Raw genomic sequence first — 16843 nt, 5'->3', positions numbered from 1 at the left:
AGTGCCGCACGACAGCACCCGCGACTGGTGGCGTCATGCCGCCATCTATCAGATTTATCCGCGCTCTTTCGCGGACGGGAACGACGATGGTGTCGGTGATCTCGCGGGCATCCGGGACCGGCTCTGGTATCTGCGGGAGCTGGGGATCGACGCGATCTGGCTGAGCCCCTGGTTCCCCTCTCCGATGGCGGATGCCGGCTACGACGTGGCCGACTATCGGGACATTGACCCGGCTTTTGGGACCCTGGCCGCGGCCGAGCAGCTCATCGGTGAGGTTCACCGGGCCGGCATCCGGGTCATCATTGACATCGTTCCCAACCACTGCTCGGATCAGCATGCCTGGTTCCAGCGGGCACTCGCCGAGGGTCCCGGCTCGGCGGCCAGGGAGCTCTTCTGGTTCCGGCCCGGACGCGGCGAAAACGGCGAGCGGCCACCGAACAACTGGAACTCGGTTTTCGGTGGCAGGGCCTGGACCCGGGCCGCCGACGGCGAGTGGTATTTGCACCTGTTCGCGCCTGCGCAGCCCGACCTGAACTGGCGGCACCCGCAGGTGCGAACGGAGTTCGCGGACATCCTCCGGTTCTGGTTCGACCGCGGTGTCGACGGCATCCGCATCGACTCCGCGGCGATGTGCGCCAAGGATCCCGAGCTGACCGACTTCGACCCGGCCACGCCGCCCGACCCGCATCCGTACGTCGATCGCGAGGACATCCACGACATCTACCGGGAATGGCGGCGGATCGCCGACGGCTATCCAGAACCCCGGGCGCTGATCGGCGAGGTGTGGCTCGCTGACAGCGAAAGATTCGCGAACTACCTGCGCGCGGACGAGTTGCACGCGGCGTTCAACTTCGACTTTCTCGGCTGTCCATGGGATCCGAAGATGTTGCGAGCCTGCATCGAAAACACGCTTGCATCGCACGCTCGGGTCGACGCCCCGAGTACGTGGGTCCTGTGCAACCACGACGTGACCCGCACGGTCACCCGTTATGGGCGTACGGACACCGGGTTCGACCACGCTATGCGACAGGCCCGTCATCTCAGCCCCTCTGATGAGGCCACCGGGTTGCGCAGGGCCCGCGCGGCGGCGTTGCTGACGCTCGCATTGCCGGGCTCAGTTTATGTGTACCAGGGCGAAGAACTCGGCCTACCGGAGGTCGAGACGCTGCCGGACGCGGTCCGCCAGGACCCGATGTACGTACGTAGCGGGTGCACCGACCCGGGCCGCGACGGCTGCCGCGTACCGTTGCCATGGTCCGCCGGCGGCCCCGCGTACGGCTTCGGGGCGGCGCAGCCGTGGCTGCCACCGCCTCCCGGCTGGGCGGCCCGCTCGGTCGCCGCGCAGCGCCCCGATCCGGCCTCGATCCTGCGCCTCTACCAGCGGGCGCTGGCGATCAGGCAGGCGCAGGCTGGGCTCGGCGACGGGCCGATGAGCTGGCTGGACACCGGCGAGGACGTACTCGCCTTCGGCCGGCCCGGCGACTTCGCCTGCGTGGTCAACCTGTCCGCGGACCCGATCGAGCTGCCACCGCACCGCACGGTCCTGGTCAGCAGCGCGGACCTGGTCGGCGGCCGGTTGCCCAGCGACGCGGCGGCGTGGTTGTGGACGGGCTGACCCGGTGCCTGTCTACCATCGGACGGTGGCAAGGAAACTGGCCGATGTGGCCGAGCATCTCGGGGTCAGCCAGGCCACCGTGTCCCGGGCGCTCAACGGCAAGCCGGGCATCTCCGACGCCACCCGCGCCGCGGTCCTCACCGCCCTGGACGTCCTCGGGTACGAGCGTCCGGCCAAGCTGCGTGGGGAGACCGCGCGGCTGGTCGGCGTCGTGCTGCCGGACATGCAGAACCCGATTTATGCGAGCTTCGCCGAAGCCGTCGCCGGTGCGTTGGCCAAACGGGGAATCACCGCGGTCCTGTGTCCACGTACGGTTGACGGCGTCAACGAGGCCGACTTCGTCGAGTTGCTGATTGAGCAACAGGTTTCGGGTGTGCTGTTCGCGAGCGGCCTCTACCAGTACGCGACGGCATCGAAGGGGCACTACGCGCTGTTACGAGCGCGAAGCCTGCCGACCGTGTTGATCAACGCAGCCGTCCCGGGTTTTGACGTTCCGAGTGTGTGTACGGACGAAGAACACGCGGTCGGCCAGGCGTACAGCCACCTGACCCACCTGGGACACCGCCGCATCGGTGCCGTTCTAGGCCCGCGTGAGCACATGCCGTCGGCTCGCAAACTGGCCGCGTACCGCGCCCTCGGCGGCAGTCCGGAGCTGGTGGCGCACGCGGGGTTCACGATCGAGGAGGGACACAGCGGGGCGCTCCCACTCATCGCGGCAGGTGCGACCGGCGTGATCTGCGGCAACGACGTGCTGGCGATGGGAGCTGTACGAGCCGCCCGAAAGCTTGGCCGAGAGGTCCCGCGGGAAGTGTCGGTTGTCGGCTTCGACGACTCCGGGCTGATGGCCTACACCGATCCGCCGCTGACCACTGTCCGGCAGCCCATCGTGGCGATGGCGCATGCGGCCGTCGACCTGTTGCTGCGGCAGATCGACGCCGAGGTGGTGCCGACCGACGCGATGCTCTTTGAACCCGAACTCGTCGTACGCGCCTCTACCGCGCCGGCGCCTCGCTAATGGCCTGTGGGGCCTCACGTTGGACGCGGGCGGAGCGGGCCCAGCCGATCCAGCCGTAGATGACCAGGGCGGCGAAGACGACGTATATCGCGGCCGAGAAGTAGAGGTGGCCGGTGATTTGCAGGGGAACGCCCACCGCGTCGACCAGCAGCCAGACCAGCCAGAACTCGACCAGGCCACGGCCCTGGGCGAAGAAGGCAACGGCCGTACCAACGAAGATCCACGCGTCCGGCAGCGGCGCCCAGGAAGCGTTCAAAGCGTTGAGCAACCAGGCGAAACCCAGAGTGCCGAACACCATGATGCCGGCGAGCAGGCCGCGTTCGGGCCAGGTCGATCGGCGTACGGCTATCCCGTAAACGGCGTCACGGTTGTGTTGCCAAGCCCACCAGCCGTAAATCGAGATCAGCAGGATCAGCACGTTGCGGGCGGCGAGGCCGCCCAGATGCGCGGACGCGTAGACGGCGACCAGCAGGACGGTCGCGGCGATTTGTACGGGCCAGGTCCACAAAGTCCGGCGCTGGGCCAGCAGCACGACAGTGAGCGCGCAGATCTGGCCGATCAGCTCGGCCCACGAGATGAACTGGCCGAAGACCGTCAACCCGGTCGTCAACAAGATGTGCACGTCCCGCTCCTTCGCGACAAAAACGCCACGGGGACAGCGGAAGGCGTGCGCGCGTACGGCAGCACCGTCGCGCGTGCGCTGCCTCCCATCCGGACTTTCACCGTCGGTCCCGGAATTCCACCGGATCAACCACTACCTGGCTGGCAGCGGCTCGCGGACTGTCACCGCCGGTTCGGATTTACACCGACCCCGGAGCGCACGAACTCTTACGTGTCGATCTAGCGCCTGCGAGTGTCGCACTATTCCCGGGCGTACGCAGCGATTAAAACCACAGCCCCGACATGCGTGAGTAGTTGTACGCACGCGATGATGCGGCCTTGATGAATACGCTCGCCGCACGACGAGCGGCGAAGGCGGGGCGGCGATGGGCGCACATCTGGCCGGCACTGCGGTGCAGCTGGCGGAGCGGCGGCTGACCACCGCCGAGACCGAGCGGCGGATCCGGGCAGCGAGCGGCACTTTCGGGCCGCCGGAAGGGCTGATCAAGCGGCTGACCGGGATCGAGTCGCGCCATGTGATGGGCGACCATGAGCAGGCCTCGGACCTCGCCGTCGCGGCAGCGCGCAAGTTGCTGGCCGAGACGGGTACGAGCGTGGCCGAAGTCGACTTGTTGCTGTTCGCGTCCGCGAGCCAGGACATGGTGGAGCCGGCGACCGCGCACATCGTGGCGGCCAAGCTGGAGCTGCGATGTCCGGTGATGGATGTGAAGAACGCCTGCAACAGCATGCTGAACGGCATCGAGGTGGCGGACGCGCTGATCGCCACCGGCCGCTATCAGACCGTCCTCGTCGCTGGCGGTGAGGCGCCGTCCCGGGCGGTCCGCTGGAGCGTGCCCGACCTGGCCAGTTTCGTGCGTACCTTCCCCGGCTACACCCTGTCCGACGCGGGGTCGGCGATGCTGCTGACCGCTGGGGCGGCCGGCGAAGGCGTGCTGGGCTGCGGTTTCAGCGCCGACTCCAGCCAGTGGGAGGTGGGTACGCTGCCGTCCGGCGGATCCGCGCACCCGCGGGACGTGGAGTTCTCGTACTTCGCGATGGACGGCGCCCGGATGAAGGCCGCTTTTCTGTCCCTGGGGCCGGAAATCCTGGATGGGACGTTGGACCGGCTCGGCCTGAGCTGGGACGATTTCGCCGTTATTGGTGTCCATCAGGTGTCGATGCCGTATTTGGCGGAGATCTGCCGGCGTACCGGGGTGCCGACCGATCGGCTGGTGATTACCCTGCCTGAGCACGGAAATCTCGCGTCCGCGAGCCTGCCTTTCCAACTGGTCAAGGCTCGAGAACTGGGCCGCTGCGGGCCCGGCGACCTGGTCGCGTTGGTCGGTCTGGCCGGCGGGGTGAGCCTCGGGATCGTGGTGATCCGGCTGTGACGGCCGCGGAGCGGCGCGTCCAGTTCGGCGCTCATCCAGTCGCGTACCCGCTGGTCAGAGGGCTCGGGCTGGTTTACCCAGTGGTACGCGTGCCGCGCGTCGGGGTCGTCGTCAGCGATGCCGCGATCGCCCGCCAGGTGCTGAGCGACCCGGTTTCCTTCACCAAAACCGGTCCTGGCTCGCCGGCGGATTTATGGACGCCGGTGGTGGGGCCGCGGGTGCTGCTCAACATGGAAGGCGCCGAACACGCTGAACTGCGCCGAAAACTCGGCGGACTTTTCACCGCTCGCGCGGTTTCTTCCTTGTGCGCGGAGGTGGCGGCGGCTCCGATGGCTTTCCTATCATCCGAGCTGCGGGCCGGCCGTCCGGTTGACGTGGTCTCGGTGGTGAAAGACCTGGCGGGCGCGGTGATTTGCGCGTTGGTCGGCTTGCCGTCGGCCGATCGCGCGGAGTTGGCTCGGGCTTTTGCCGCTGGCACGGCGATGACGTCGATGGTCCGGCTCGGACGGCCGCGGCTGACGCCCAGCCAGGTCGCCCGATGCCGGTCGGTGCTGGCCGACCTGACCGCACCGGCTGTCCGCGCGTACGCGGACGGAGATCCGTCGACGGTCCCGGGCCGGATGCGCGAACTCGGCCTGACCGAATCGGAGGCGCTCGGCGCGGTCGCTGCTTTTGTGTTGACCGGCACCGAAACTCTCGTCTCTTACGTGCCGCGGCTGATCGCCCTGGCGATCGACACCGGCTGGCTTGCCCGACTTTCCCTTGACCGTACGCGCCTTGACGATGTCGTCAACGAAGGTCTGCGATTCACCGTCCCGTCGCCGGTCATGCTGCGTAGTGTGGCGCGTGACGCTTTTGTCGGCGGTAAACGGGTGAAAGCGGGAGAGCGGGTAGTGATCGCGACCATTTCCTGCGCGAAGACGCTCGGTCCGTTCGATCCCGACCGGCCGCATTCGCCGGCGCTGCGCCAGCTCTGGTTCGGCGCTGGCGCGCATTTCTGTCTGGGCATGCCGTTGGCGTACGCCGAGATCCGTACCGTTCTTGAGACTCTGCTAGGCCTTGACGGACTGTCCATTGTGGAGCGTAGGGTGGCCCGGCGAGTGCTGATCCCGGCGTACGAACGATTGGTGGTGCGGTGCGGATAGCCGTCACTGGCGCGACCGGCTTTGTCGGTGGCGCGGTCTGCCAGGCCGCTCGGGCTCGTGGTTGGGAGGTCCACGGCTTCGGCCGCCGCCGCGTCCCGGGCATCGGTCACTGGGACGTCGATTGCGGGGTTTTGGCCGCCCCGCCGGAAGTCGACGCCGTCGTACACGCGGCCGCCGCGGTGACCGACTGGGGCTCACCCGCGAGGGTGTGGAACACCAATGTGGACGGCACCCGGAATGTGGCGCTTTCCTTCCGCGGCAAGCGTTTCGTCCATATCTCGACGGCGAGCGTCTATGACCCGGCCGTGCCGACCGTGGCCGCCGTCGAATCCCGCGCGCCCGTCACTCGATACCTGAACGCCTATGCCGCGTCGAAGGCTTCGGCCGAAGTTCTGCTGTCCCGATGGCCTCACACGATCATCCTGCGACCTCACGCCGTCTACGGTCCGGGCGATCCGACTCTGCTGCCACGAGTCCTGGGCGCGATCCGCGGCCCACATCTTTTCGTCGTCGGCGACGGTTCCGCGTTACATTCCTTGACTTTCCTCGGCAACCTGGTCTCGGCGATCTTGCTCGCGTGCTTGCCGGACGCTCCGGCCGGCACGTACAACATCGCCGACGCCGAGCCGATCTCGCTGAACTCCGCCTTGGAATCACTGATATCCGAACGCAAACTGCCGGTACGTGTACGCCATCTGCCCATCGACGTGAGCTGGGCCGCCGCCGGGTTTCTGGAGTCTGCCCACGCTTTTCTTCGCATTGGTCAATCGCCACGGCTCACCCGCTATGCGATCAGCCACCTGGCGTACGAACGGACGCTGGACCTGACCGCCGCCCGGCAACGCCTCGGCTACCGTCCCACCCCAACCTCCTTCGCCGGCGCCGCCACCTGGTGACTCAGCTCGTGAGAGTGGTGGCAGGAATCAGCCGTTGTCGTCGGAGTAGCCCAGGTGGCAGTTGTGGTTGGCGCTGTACGTACGAAAGCGGGTGACGGTGTCGAGGTAGCTCTTCGGCAGCTGGAGATTGCTGCCGTTGAGCATCGAGTCGGCCTGCTGGTCGAACTGGGTCGTCAGGATGGTCACGTCGGCCTTCGCGTCGGCCGGCGCGGCGGCCAGGAACGCCTTGTCGTCCGACTTGGCCTTGGCGACCTGGTCCGGCGTCACCTTCTTGCTGGAGGTGACCGTTTTCGCGAAGCCGTCCTGGTCGTTGAAGGCGTTGTTCGCCGGGCCACACCACGCCGGCTGAACGATCGCGGCGGGGCCGGCGGCCTTGCCGGGGGCCGCCTTGCCGGGTGCCGCCTGGCCGCAGCCGGTCAGCACCACGGCCAGTGTGACAACGCCCGCCAGCGGCAGGCTTCGGGCCCACCGGTTCGTACGACTCATCCCCATGATCGCTCCACTCCCCGCGCGGGGGTCTGGAAACGCCCCGCTCCGCTGGGACGAGCGTGGCAGCGCATGCCGTACGCGCCAACGCCAATGCGGGCACTCCGAAGGGCACCACCGTGACGCCCGAAAGGGACCATTTGCGGCGCCGAACGCCGCAAATGGTCCGGTGCTAGCTTTCGCCGCCGGGGTTTTCGGCTGGGGGAGCGGCCGAAACGTCGTCCAGGCGGTACTTCTCCTGGGCGGTTTTGAGTACATCCGCCGAAATCGCACCGGAGCGGGTGAGCTGGCGCAGCGTCGCGATGGCGATCGACTCCGCGTCCACGTGGAAGAACCGGCGCAACGCCGGACGGGTGTCCGAGCGGCCGAAACCGTCCGTACCCAGGGACACGAAATCGTTCGGCACCCAGCGCGAAATGAGGTCCGGCACGGCCCGCATGTAGTCGCTGACAGCCACTACCGGCCCGTGCGTCTCGGCCAGCACCTCGGCGATGTACGGGGTGGCCGGCGCCGGATCCGTGGACAGCAGCCCGGCCTGTTCGGCGGCGACCGCGTCGCGGCGGAGCTCGGTCCACGACGTGACCGACCACAGATCGGCCGCCACGCCCCATTCCTCGGCCAACAGCCGCTGCGCCTTCACGGCCGCCTGCATCGCCACACCGGACGCGAGGATCTGCGCCGGCGGCGGGTTGCTCGCGGCCACCTCGGGCGCTTTCGCGTACCGGTAGATGCCCTTGCGGATGCCCTCCACATCTACACCTTCGGGCATCGCTGGCTGCAGATACGGCTCGTTGTAGATGGTCAGGTAGTAGAAGATGTCCTCGGGCTTCTCGCCGTACATCCGCCGGATCGCGTCCTCGACGATCACTGCGACCTCGTAGGACCAGGCCGGGTCGTACGAGACGACCGCCGGGTTGGTCGCGGCCAGCAGCAGCGAGTGGCCGTCCTCGTGCTGCAGGCCCTCGCCGTTCAGGGTCGTACGCCCAGCGGTCGCGCCGAGCACGAAGCCCCGCGCCATCTGGTCCGCGGCGGCCCAGAAAGCGTCACCAGTGCGCTGGAAGCCGAACATCGAGTAGAAGATGTAGACCGGGATCATCGGCTCGCCGTGCGTCGCGTACGACGTGCCCACGGCGGTGAAGGACGCGGTCGAGCCGGCCTCGTTGATGCCCTCGTGCAGGATCTGGCCGGTTTTGGACTCCTTGTATGCCAGCATCAGCTCGCGGTCGACCGAGATGTAGCCCTGGCCGTGCGGCGAATAGATCTTGGCGGTCGGGAACAGCGAGTCCATCCCGAACGTACGCGCCTCGTCCGGGATGATCGGCACAAACCGGGCGCCGATCTCCTTGTCCCGCATCAGGTCCTTCAGCAGCCGTACGAACGCCATCGTGGTGGCGACCTTCTGCTTGCCGGAGCCCTTCTGCAGCACCTTGTACGTGTCCGGACCAGGCAGGATGAGCGACCGCGACTTGGTACGCCGCTCCGGCAGGAAACCGCCGAGAGCCTTGCGGCGCTCCATCATGTACTCGTACTCGTCGGAGTCCTTGCCGGGGTGGAAATACGGCGGCAGGTATTTGTCGAGTGCGGAGTCCGGGATCTCCATGTAGAGCCGGTCGCGGAACGACTTCAGGTCGTCGACGGTCAGCTTCTTCATCTGGTGGGTCGCGTTGCGGCCCTCGAAGTGGCTGCCCAGCGTCCAGCCCTTGATCGTCTTGGCGAGGATCACGGTCGGCTGGCCGGTGTGCTCGGTGGCCGCCTTGTACGCCGCGTACAGCTTGCGGTAGTCGTGGCCGCCGCGCTTGAGGTTCCAGATGTCGTCGTCGGACATCGGCTCGACCATCTTGCGGGTCCGCGGGTCCTGACCGAAGAAGTGCTCGCGTACGAACGCGCCGTTTTCGGCCTTGTAGGTCTGGTAGCTGCCGTCCGGCGTGGTGTTCATGATGTTGACCAGCGCGCCGTCACGGTCGGCGGCCAGCAGCGGGTCCCATTCGCGGCCCCAGATCACCTTGATGACGTTCCAGCCGGCGCCGCGGAAGAACGACTCGAGCTCCTGGATGATCTTGCCGTTGCCGCGTACCGGCCCGTCCAGGCGCTGCAGGTTGCAGTTGATCACGAACGTGAGGTTGTCGAGCTCCTCGCGGGCGGCCAGGCCGATCTCGCCGAGTGACTCCGGCTCGTCCATCTCGCCGTCGCCGAGGAACGCCCAGACATGCTGCTGGCTGGTGTCCTTGATGCCGCGGTTCTGCAGGTAGCGGTTGAATCGTGCCTGGTAGATGGCGTTGATCGGGCCGAGGCCCATCGACACCGTCGGGAACTCCCAGAAGTCCGGCATCAACCGCGGGTGCGGGTACGACGGGAGGCCGCCGTCGGCGTGGCTGAGCTCCTGGCGGAAGCCGTCGAGCTGATGCTCGGTCAGCCGGCCCTCCAGGTACGCGCGCGCGTACATGCCCGGGGAGGCGTGGCCCTGGAAGTAGATCTGGTCGCCGCCACCCTCGTGGTTCTTGCCGCGGAAGAAGTGGTTGAAGCCGACCTCGTACAGGCTTGCGGACGACGCGTAAGTCGAGATGTGCCCGCCGACCTCGATGCCCGGCCGCTGCGCGCGGTGCACGAGCATGGCGGCGTTCCATCGCGCGTATGCCCGGATCCGCCGCTCGACGAACTCGTCACCGGGGAACCACGGTTCCTTTGCCGGCGGGATCGTGTTGATGTAGTCCGTGTTGCGCAGCAGCGGCACGCCGATCTGGCGTTCGCGCGTACGCTCCATCAGCCGCAGCATCAGGTAGCGAGCCCGGGTCTTGCCGACGTTGTCGATGACCGCGTCGAGGGACTCGATCCACTCGGCGGTCTCCTCCGGGTCGATGTCGGGCAGCTGGCTGGGAAGGCCCCCGATGATGACTGGTGGGCGCTCGGGTACGGACGTCAAGGCTCTAGTCCTTCTCGCGTTGGTGGTCGCGTCACTGCTGGTGCGGGCCCTGCTCGCCCGCGGGTCACGCGGGAAGTGGACACCATGGGTCCATCTTAGGGTCGCCGGTGGATTCGTAGTCGTGTCAGCCGGCCCGGTGAGCGTCCGTGGTGCACATTGGTGGGATGGAAAGCACCCTCATATCGGTACGGACCGGACCGCGGCCGGCCGTCGTGGACCTGACGACCCGGTGTGGACGGTTCGTGGAAGACCGCGGCGACGGGTTGCTGCACGTCTTCGTACCGCACGCGACCGCCGGGGTGGCCGTCCTGGAGACCGGGGCTGGCAGCGACAACGACCTGCTCACAGCCTTGGACGCGCTGTTGCCGACCGATGACCGCTGGCAACACCGGCACGGCTCGTACGGGCACGGCCGGGACCACGTGGTGCCCGCGTTCGTCGCTCCGTACACGGTGATACCGGTCCTCGATGGACAGCTCGCCCTCGGGACCTGGCAGAGTGTCTGCCTGGTGGACACTAACAGCGACAATCAAGACAGATCGGTCCGATTGTCGTTTCTGGCCGGCTGAGCGGGCAAGTGGCGCTACTTTGTGTCGCACGACTTGGTATCGAACGACACCGGGTTGGGTAGCCGTACCACTTGCGCAGGTGGGCCGGAGTGTGTGGACTACCGGACAAGCGTCGTGGGTGGACGGCACTGGCGAACAGGAGATTTGGGGGAATGGTGGGCGGTACCGCGCCTCAGACCGAGGGCACGCAGAGCCCGGCTGAACGACTGGGAGTGCAGCCGGACGCCATCGTGTTGGAGATCGGCTACGACTCCGACAGCGATGACGAGTTGCGTAAGGCGATTGTCGAACGGTCGGGCAATGAGCTGATCGGCAGCGACACGAACGAGGTCGTGGACGTCGCGCTGCTCTGGTGGCGGGACGGAGACGGCGACCTGTTCGATGCGCTGGTCGACGCGCGCGAGCCACTGGCCGACGACGGGGTGATCTGGGTGTTGACCCCCAAGTCCGGCCGGGACGGGCACGTGCCGCCGAGCGACATCAGCGAGGCCGCGCCGGCCGCCGGTCTGCAGCAGACGACGAACCTGAACGCTGCCAAGGACTGGACCGGCAGTCGGCTGGTGACGCCGCGTTCACCGCGGCAGAAACGCTGACGTAGCGTCCTCTCCGAGCGGTTGACATCCATTCGGAGGAGATAGCCATGGCGGTTGAGGTCGGCCAGCACGCGCCCGAGTTCACGCTGAAGAACCAGAACAACCAGCAGGTCGTGTTGTCGTCGTTCTTCGGCGATGACGGCAAGAACGTACTGCTGGTGTTCTTCCCGCTCGCCTTCAGCGGCATCTGCACCAACGAGCTGTGCCAGGTGCGCGACGACCTGTCCACGTACCAGAACGACGCCGTCCAGGTGATTGGCGTCAGCGTCGATCAGACGTACGCGATGAAGACCTGGGCGGACAAGGAAGGCTACGACTTCCCGCTGCTGTCCGACTTCTGGCCGCACGGCGCAGTCGCGCAGAAGTACGGCGTGTTCAACGAGGTCGCCGGCATCGCCAACCGCGGCACCTTCCTGATCGACAAGGCCGGCGTCGTCCAGTTCGCCGAGGTCAACGAGCCCGGCCAGGCCCGCGACCAGTCCGCCTGGAAAGCCGCCCTCGCGAAGCTCTCCTAAGGGGAACCCTTTCGTGCGTTGAGCATGGATCCAGCAATCTTGGTGCGGGTCAAGATCAAGACCTCTCCTCAGACGGCTCCCTGTCGCCGGTACGCGCGGAAGAAGTTGTTGATCTTGGTTGGTTGGTCTACCCAAACACGACATTTCGGACCGATGTCCGCTTTGGGTAGACCAACCAACCAAGATCAACATCAAATATTACGCGATTTGGTGACGGGGAGTGTTGAGCCTAGGAAAGGTCCCATGTGGACCTCGGCGGGGCGTGGCACTGAGGGCGTTCGGTAAGGTGACGAAGCCAAGTTCGGGCGCATAGCTCAGCGGAAGAGCACTCGCCTTACAAGCGAGGGGTCGCAGGTTCGAACCCTGCTGCGCCCACCCAGGTCAGAGCACCCGATTGATAGTCGCACTGCTTTATCGGCGGCAGCTAAGACCGTTGCTTGCCCAACCAGTGCCATCGCCTCATACACAACCTCCCCAGCAGCCTTGGCCGGATCGACCTCTAGGGCCATGTACGCAGCCTTGTATCCACGTGCATAACTGGTGGGAGGTCGAAGGTTTCTGCGCGGAAAGTCGAGTCGTCGCCTAGGTGGAAGAACAGCTGGCCCTCGATCGTCTTGTCATCGATGAGTACTGCCCAGCCGCGACCGGAGACCTGGTCACCCTCGTCAGCGCCTTGCCAGGTGAACTCGACACCGACCCAGCCGTTCCTCTCGGCTGGCCGGCAGTCCAGCCAGCCACTGACGGCGATGAACCCAAACTGGCCGCTGCCGTCCCTGGCGAACTCGATGAAACCTGGTTCGACCAGGTCGATGGCGTCGATGTGGCCCGAGCGTCGATCTCCGTGCAGTTCTGATCTCTAGGCGACGCCGTTGTGCAGTCGCCGGCAGGTCCACGCCCGGCGGTTGGCGGCACTCCACAACATGCTGGTGATACGCATCGTCGCCGGATCGACGGTTCGCAGTGCTTCAAAGAAGCCAGTTTCAGATGAGTTCAACTCGTTGGGTTCATGCCGAAGTTGTAGCCGGGCGTCGGCGGACCCCGTTAGGGTGCCGGGCGTGATCGATGGCAGAACGACCCGTCCCGTGCGTCTCCTGCTGGCCGTCACCGCGCTGGTGATTCTGGTGTGCGCCGCGACGGTCCTCCTGCTGCGCATCCAGGTGTACGCGGTGCCGACCGACTCGATGGTGCCGACCTTGCGGCCGGGTGACCGGTTGCTGGCGGACACGGGATGGCCGGGGCGTTCCACGGCCAGCCGGGGTGATGTGGTGGTCCTGGCCAATCCGGTGTGGTCGAACGGGCCGAGCGACGGATTCCTCGTCAAGAGGGTGATAGGCACTGCCGGTGATGTTGTGTTGTGCTGCGACAACCGGGGGCGGGTGGTGGTGAACGGCGTTCCACTGGTCGAGCCGTACGTGGCGCCCGGTGATGACCCGTCGGATGTGCCGTTTTCCGTTCGCGTGCCGCCTGGGGCCCTGTTCGTTCTCGGGGACCACCGGTCCGTATCAGCGGATTCGCGCGCGCACATGGGCGAGCCGGGCGGTGGCACGGTGCCGGCGCGACAGGTACGCGGGATCGTGGTGGGGGTGGTCTACCCGCGGCTGGGCGGCGTCAGCGGTGCCTCGTCAGGGTGACGGAGCCGGACTGGTGATGTCGATTCGCCAGCCGGTGAGACGGATTGGCCCGCCGACGATCAGTGGCTGGTCGTAGGTCAGGTCGGTGGCCGACAGGAGCGGCACTGGTACGCCGGTCGGCAGCGACACCGGAAGCAGTGCGGGGGTCAGGGTCAGGGGCAGCAGCCCGAGGCTGGTGCCGGGCACGGCGATCCGCGCGGTGAACGTCGTCGTGTAGAGGTCGATGTTGGACAGGTCCAGCCGAGTAGCCAGCCTGATCACCCCGCCCGGACTGTCCAGCCGGTAGTTCGTCAGGCTGGCCGCGCCGATCCGCAGATGCAGGACTGCCAGCGGCCCGTTGATCGTTGGCACCGTCGTACGCCCGAAGATGGTCACGTTTGTCGCCGACATCGTGGCCGAGGTCACCCGGGTACGGCCGGTCGCCACGACTAGCTGCCCGGGTGGCGCCGAGGCGTCGAGCGGCGTCGTACGGGATGAGGGTGGGGTCCCGGCCGGCCGCGAACCGCCAGGAACGGCCGGTGGAACCGGCGGCAGGACGGGCAAGGTCACGCCTGGCGGCTGGACCGGCGGACCGGCCGGCGGTAGGACGACCGGCGGTAGGACGGGCGAGGTCGCGCCTCCCGGCGGCGGCAGGTCGAGCGGCGGCGGGCCCAGTTGCTGGCAGTCCTGGCTCGCCGACGGCAGGACGCCGGGCAGCAGTGACCCCAGCAGACCGGGGGCCGCGGTCGCCGACGGGCACGGCGCCAGCGGCTGGGGGACGGTGCCCGTGGGCGTGACGATGACGAGCAATACCAACGAAAGAATCGCTGGGTGACCTTCGGTCGTACGTCCGTCGTGCGCTTCGCCGTCGGCTGGAGTGGTGGGTTTGCGGGCACGGTACGGCCGCCAACCGAACGCCATGCTCGACCCGATCAGCCCGAGCATCATCCCGACGATAAAGCCCCCCAGGTTCGAGAGCACCAGCGAGGCGAGCGAGCAGAGCATGGTGACGATCGAGATGAACATTCGTTGCTGGGGCGCGAACCAGAAGAACAATCCGGCGGTGATCAGAATGAGGCCGATCGTGAGCCCGGCGACCGCCGCGGTACCGATGCTGATCATCGTGGCCAACGGCGCCAGCGGATAGAAGACGATCTCGACGCCGGCCGCGATGACGAGAACGCCGGCCCAGAACGGCCGGCTGCGCCGCCAGCTCCGGAACGGGCGCCGGGCAGCGGCCGCCGGCAGGACGCGGTCCAGCCAGCCGGTCAGTAGCACTGGTGGTCGCCGGGCAGGACCTTGATCGACAGTCCGGTGAGCCGCAGCGTCGACGCGTTGACCGTCGCGGCCGACAGGTGGACGTTTGTCGCCCGTAGCCCGGAAGCCTGCAGGCCGAACACACCGGGCGGACCTTTCAGAAGGTTGTTCTGGTCCAGGGTGGAGGCGTCCCGGCCGAGTTGGGCGTTGGTCAGGGTGCCGTCGGGGGTGATGAGTTCGCTCGCGTTGGCAACCATGCCGTCGATGGCCACCGGCTCCTGCTGGCCGGAATGGACCTGGATCGACATCGCGCCGACGAGCGGCACTTTTTGCAACGAGGAAAGGCAGAGGTCCTTGCCTTTGGCATTCTTCAGAGCCAACAGCACCGCCGGTCGAGAGCCCGAGCCGCTTGGCACGGAGCTGGCGTATCCGGTGATGTCTCCGCCGTCGAGGCTGGAGAAGCTCGCCTTCATGTCCGAGTTCGCGGCGCCGAACGAAGCGGCCACGGCACCCTGGGCGAGCGCCACGACGATCGCGCCAACGGCGAACAGTGACGGGACCAGCATCAGCGCGGTGCGGCCCCAGCTGGTTCCGCCTTCTAAGGCGGCCTCCGACGATGTCCGGTCCATGGCGTGTGCCCCTTTCGCGACCAGCCGCGTCCTGGTCAGCCGACGATCGCCGGCGCGCCCTGGACCGAAACCGCCCGCCTAGTGACTCGGGTCACAACCGGCTGCGGATGGCGGTCATCATCGCACCGGATTCCGGCCGTTTGCAAGACTTCTCTTTGTGGATAACAACTTGTTTGTACGTTCTTGTCGCGATTTTCGCGGTAAGTCGCCTTACCAAAGGCTTGATCTGTGACGCCGGCCACACGTACTGTCCGGATCACCGATCGGCACGTCCGGCGAAGGGGTGGCGGAAATGGCGATCCTCGCGTCGTTGCTTCCATTGGTGCACACGAGCGGCTGGGTTCAGTATCTGACGGTGCCGCTGTTCACCGGCGTCATCGGATACGTCACCAACTGGAGTGGCGTGTGGATGTTGTTCTATCCCATCACCTTTAAAGGACTGCGAATTCCTGGCCTCGGCCTGCTCGCACCTTTCCTGCCGCGCCGCCTGCAACAGGTGCCTTTGGGGTTGCGGCAGGGAAAGTTCGGTTGGCAGGGCATCATTCCTTCCAGGGCCGCGAAAATGGGCAGTATCGCGATTGACAAGGGTCTGTCGAAGCTGGGCAGCCAGTCGGAGTTCTACCAGCAGCTGGACCCGAACGCGATCGCCGAACACATCCTGGCCACTGCCCGGCAGGAAATCCGCGCGGTCGTCGACCGGATCATGGCGCGTACCTATCCGGCCGTCTGGGCCAACGTGCCGCAGAGCGTCCGCGAGACGATCCATGACCGCGTCCAGACGCAGCTGCCGTTGATCGTGCACCAGGTCACCGACGGGATCGGCGAGAACATCGACCAGCTGCTGGACGTGAAGCTGATGGTCATCAAGCACATGGAGGCGGATCCGACGCTGGCCAACAAGATCTTCCAGGAGGTCGGCAAGAAGGAACTCCGGATGATCATCAACTTCGGCTTTGTGTTCGGGTTCCTGCTCGGAATTCCGTTGCTGTTCCTCACGTTCGTCGTTCCGCAGTGGTGGGTGGTGCCGGTCGCCGGGATCATCATCGGCTACCTCACAAACTGGTTGGCGCTCTATGTCATCTTCGAGCCGGTCAACCCGGTCCGGATCGGCCCGCTGCGGCTGCAGGGGCTTTTCATCCGCCGGCAGCACGACGTCTCGGCGATTTACGGATCGATCATTGCCGACGACATCATCACGTTGCAGAACATCGGTGACGAGTTGTTCGACGGCGAGCGGGGCGACCGTACGAGCAAGATGATCGAGAACTACCTGCGGCCGGCCGTCGACCGGGCCGTCGGCATGGCCAAGCTGCCGGTCAAGGTCGCGATGGGGGCGCGCAGCTACGAGCAGATCACCCAGTCCATGGCGGTCGAAGCGACAGGTTTCACCAGGGCCCCGCTGCAGGACGAGGAGTTCAACCGGCTGCAGAGCGGCAACATCCGCAACCTGATCACCAGCCGCATGCGGGTGATGAACCCAGTCGACTTCGCCGAAACCCTGCGGTCGGCGATCCGCGAGGACGAATGGCTGCTGATCCTGCACGGTGCGGTGCTGGGGCTCGCCGCCGGGCTGCTGCACACCGTCATTTTCGGAGTCTGACC

Annotated in this window: 16 protein-coding genes, 1 tRNA gene and 1 riboswitch; of the genes, 12 read left to right on the top strand and 5 right to left on the bottom strand. The window is 66.7% G+C overall.

What is annotated here, in order from left to right:
• Position 1: 1 nt before the first annotated feature.
• Positions 2 to 1615 (top strand): glycoside hydrolase family 13 protein, encoded by a 1614-nt coding sequence (locus ABD301_RS07960; RefSeq protein ID WP_344308528.1) that lies wholly within the window; start codon positions 2 to 4, stop codon positions 1613 to 1615.
• A gap of 25 nt (positions 1616 to 1640) precedes the next feature.
• Positions 1641 to 2630: a LacI family DNA-binding transcriptional regulator gene (locus ABD301_RS07955; protein ID WP_344308526.1), complete on the top strand. Its 990-nt coding sequence runs from the start codon at positions 1641 to 1643 to the stop codon at positions 2628 to 2630.
• Here the strand turns inward: ABD301_RS07955 and ABD301_RS07950 are convergent.
• A complete protein-coding gene (locus ABD301_RS07950) occupies positions 2608 to 3252 on the bottom strand; it encodes a nicotinamide mononucleotide transporter family protein (RefSeq protein ID WP_163566584.1) in 645 nt (214 codons plus the stop codon). The genes ABD301_RS07955 and ABD301_RS07950 overlap by 23 nt on opposite strands.
• A 71-nt stretch (positions 3253 to 3323) precedes the next feature.
• Positions 3324 to 3454, bottom strand: a riboswitch (FMN riboswitch).
• Positions 3455 to 3616: 162 nt separating this feature from the next.
• Here ABD301_RS07950 and ABD301_RS07945 point away from each other — a divergent pair.
• From ABD301_RS07945 to ABD301_RS07935, 3 genes are read left to right on the top strand one after another with little or no spacing between them, the layout of a single operon-like run.
• A complete protein-coding gene (locus tag ABD301_RS07945; RefSeq protein ID WP_344308524.1) occupies positions 3617 to 4621 on the top strand; it encodes a 3-oxoacyl-ACP synthase III family protein in 1005 nt (334 codons plus the stop codon).
• Entirely contained in the window at positions 4618 to 5766 is a 1149-nt protein-coding gene (locus tag ABD301_RS07940; protein ID WP_344308522.1) for a cytochrome P450, read from the top strand. Before ABD301_RS07945 ends, ABD301_RS07940 begins: the two co-directional genes overlap by 4 nt.
• The gene (locus tag ABD301_RS07935) at positions 5757 to 6662 is read left to right on the top strand and encodes an NAD-dependent epimerase/dehydratase family protein (protein WP_163566585.1); all 906 of its coding nucleotides are present in this window, start codon (positions 5757 to 5759) and stop codon (positions 6660 to 6662) included. Before ABD301_RS07940 ends, ABD301_RS07935 begins: the two co-directional genes overlap by 10 nt.
• Before the next feature lie 27 nt (positions 6663 to 6689).
• On the opposite strand, the gene ABD301_RS07930 is transcribed toward ABD301_RS07935, so the two are convergent.
• Together ABD301_RS07930 and aceE are read right to left on the bottom strand one after the other, a co-directional pair.
• Entirely contained in the window at positions 6690 to 7154 is a 465-nt protein-coding gene (locus ABD301_RS07930) for a hypothetical protein (protein ID WP_344308519.1), read from the bottom strand.
• A 166-nt stretch (positions 7155 to 7320) separates the two neighbouring features.
• A complete protein-coding gene (aceE, locus tag ABD301_RS07925) occupies positions 7321 to 10068 on the bottom strand; it encodes a pyruvate dehydrogenase (acetyl-transferring), homodimeric type (RefSeq protein WP_344308517.1) in 2748 nt (915 codons plus the stop codon).
• Positions 10069 to 10232: 164 nt separating this feature from the next.
• Between aceE and ABD301_RS07920 the strand changes: the two genes are divergently transcribed.
• The 6 genes from ABD301_RS07920 to lepB all read left to right on the top strand — a co-directional run bounded on the left by ABD301_RS07920 (position 10233) and on the right by lepB (position 13376).
• The gene (locus tag ABD301_RS07920; RefSeq protein WP_279578899.1) at positions 10233 to 10637 is read left to right on the top strand and encodes a YjbQ family protein; all 405 of its coding nucleotides are present in this window, start codon (positions 10233 to 10235) and stop codon (positions 10635 to 10637) included.
• Between the two features lie 152 nt (positions 10638 to 10789).
• Positions 10790 to 11230 carry a DUF3052 domain-containing protein gene (locus tag ABD301_RS07915; RefSeq protein ID WP_279579037.1) on the top strand — a complete coding sequence of 147 codons (441 nt, stop codon included), beginning with the start codon at positions 10790 to 10792 and terminating at the stop codon, positions 11228 to 11230.
• A gap of 47 nt (positions 11231 to 11277) precedes the next feature.
• The gene (locus tag ABD301_RS07910) at positions 11278 to 11745 is read left to right on the top strand and encodes a peroxiredoxin (protein WP_344308514.1); all 468 of its coding nucleotides are present in this window, start codon (positions 11278 to 11280) and stop codon (positions 11743 to 11745) included.
• 303 nt (positions 11746 to 12048) lie between these two features.
• Positions 12049 to 12120 (top strand) — tRNA-Val (locus ABD301_RS07905).
• 211 nt (positions 12121 to 12331) lie between these two features.
• Positions 12332 to 12598, top strand: coding sequence for a hypothetical protein (locus ABD301_RS07900; RefSeq protein ID WP_163566587.1), 267 nt, complete (start codon positions 12332 to 12334; stop codon positions 12596 to 12598).
• A 202-nt stretch (positions 12599 to 12800) separates the two neighbouring features.
• The gene (gene lepB, locus ABD301_RS07895) at positions 12801 to 13376 is read left to right on the top strand and encodes a signal peptidase I (protein WP_344308512.1); all 576 of its coding nucleotides are present in this window, start codon (positions 12801 to 12803) and stop codon (positions 13374 to 13376) included.
• Here lepB and ABD301_RS07890 read toward each other — a convergent pair.
• Together ABD301_RS07890 and ABD301_RS07885 are read right to left on the bottom strand one after the other, a co-directional pair.
• Entirely contained in the window at positions 13368 to 14633 is a 1266-nt protein-coding gene (locus ABD301_RS07890) for a DUF6114 domain-containing protein (RefSeq protein ID WP_344308510.1), read from the bottom strand. The two genes, lepB and ABD301_RS07890, sit on opposite strands and share 9 nt — an antisense overlap.
• A complete protein-coding gene (locus ABD301_RS07885) occupies positions 14624 to 15241 on the bottom strand; it encodes a DUF6230 family protein (RefSeq protein WP_344308508.1) in 618 nt (205 codons plus the stop codon). Before ABD301_RS07885 ends, ABD301_RS07890 begins: the two co-directional genes overlap by 10 nt.
• Before the next feature lie 292 nt (positions 15242 to 15533).
• Between ABD301_RS07885 and ABD301_RS07880 the strand changes: the two genes are divergently transcribed.
• Positions 15534 to 16841: a DUF445 domain-containing protein gene (locus ABD301_RS07880; protein ID WP_344308506.1), complete on the top strand. Its 1308-nt coding sequence runs from the start codon at positions 15534 to 15536 to the stop codon at positions 16839 to 16841.
• Positions 16842 to 16843: the final 2 nt, after the last annotated feature.

This window comes from Fodinicola feengrottensis, from assembly GCF_039530045.1.
Classification (GTDB): Bacteria; Actinomycetota; Actinomycetes; order Mycobacteriales; family HKI-0501; genus Fodinicola; species Fodinicola feengrottensis.
This window is presented reverse-complemented; position numbering and strand designations above follow the sequence as displayed.

Excerpts from the sequence above, each read along its gene's own strand:
- ABD301_RS07945 (WP_344308524.1), top strand. The coding sequence starts at position 3,617 with ATGGGCGCACATCTGGCCGGCACTGCGGTGCAGCTGGCGGAGCGGCGG.
- ABD301_RS07930 (WP_344308519.1), bottom strand. The coding sequence starts at position 7,154 with ATGGGGATGAGTCGTACGAACCGGTGGGCCCGAAGCCTGCCGCTGGCG.
- ABD301_RS07920 (WP_279578899.1), top strand. The coding sequence starts at position 10,233 with ATGGAAAGCACCCTCATATCGGTACGGACCGGACCGCGGCCGGCCGTC.
- ABD301_RS07915 (WP_279579037.1), top strand. The coding sequence starts at position 10,790 with ATGGTGGGCGGTACCGCGCCTCAGACCGAGGGCACGCAGAGCCCGGCT.
- ABD301_RS07910 (WP_344308514.1), top strand. The coding sequence starts at position 11,278 with ATGGCGGTTGAGGTCGGCCAGCACGCGCCCGAGTTCACGCTGAAGAAC.
- ABD301_RS07885 (WP_344308508.1), bottom strand. The coding sequence starts at position 15,241 with ATGGACCGGACATCGTCGGAGGCCGCCTTAGAAGGCGGAACCAGCTGG.
- ABD301_RS07880 (WP_344308506.1), top strand. The coding sequence starts at position 15,534 with ATGGCGATCCTCGCGTCGTTGCTTCCATTGGTGCACACGAGCGGCTGG.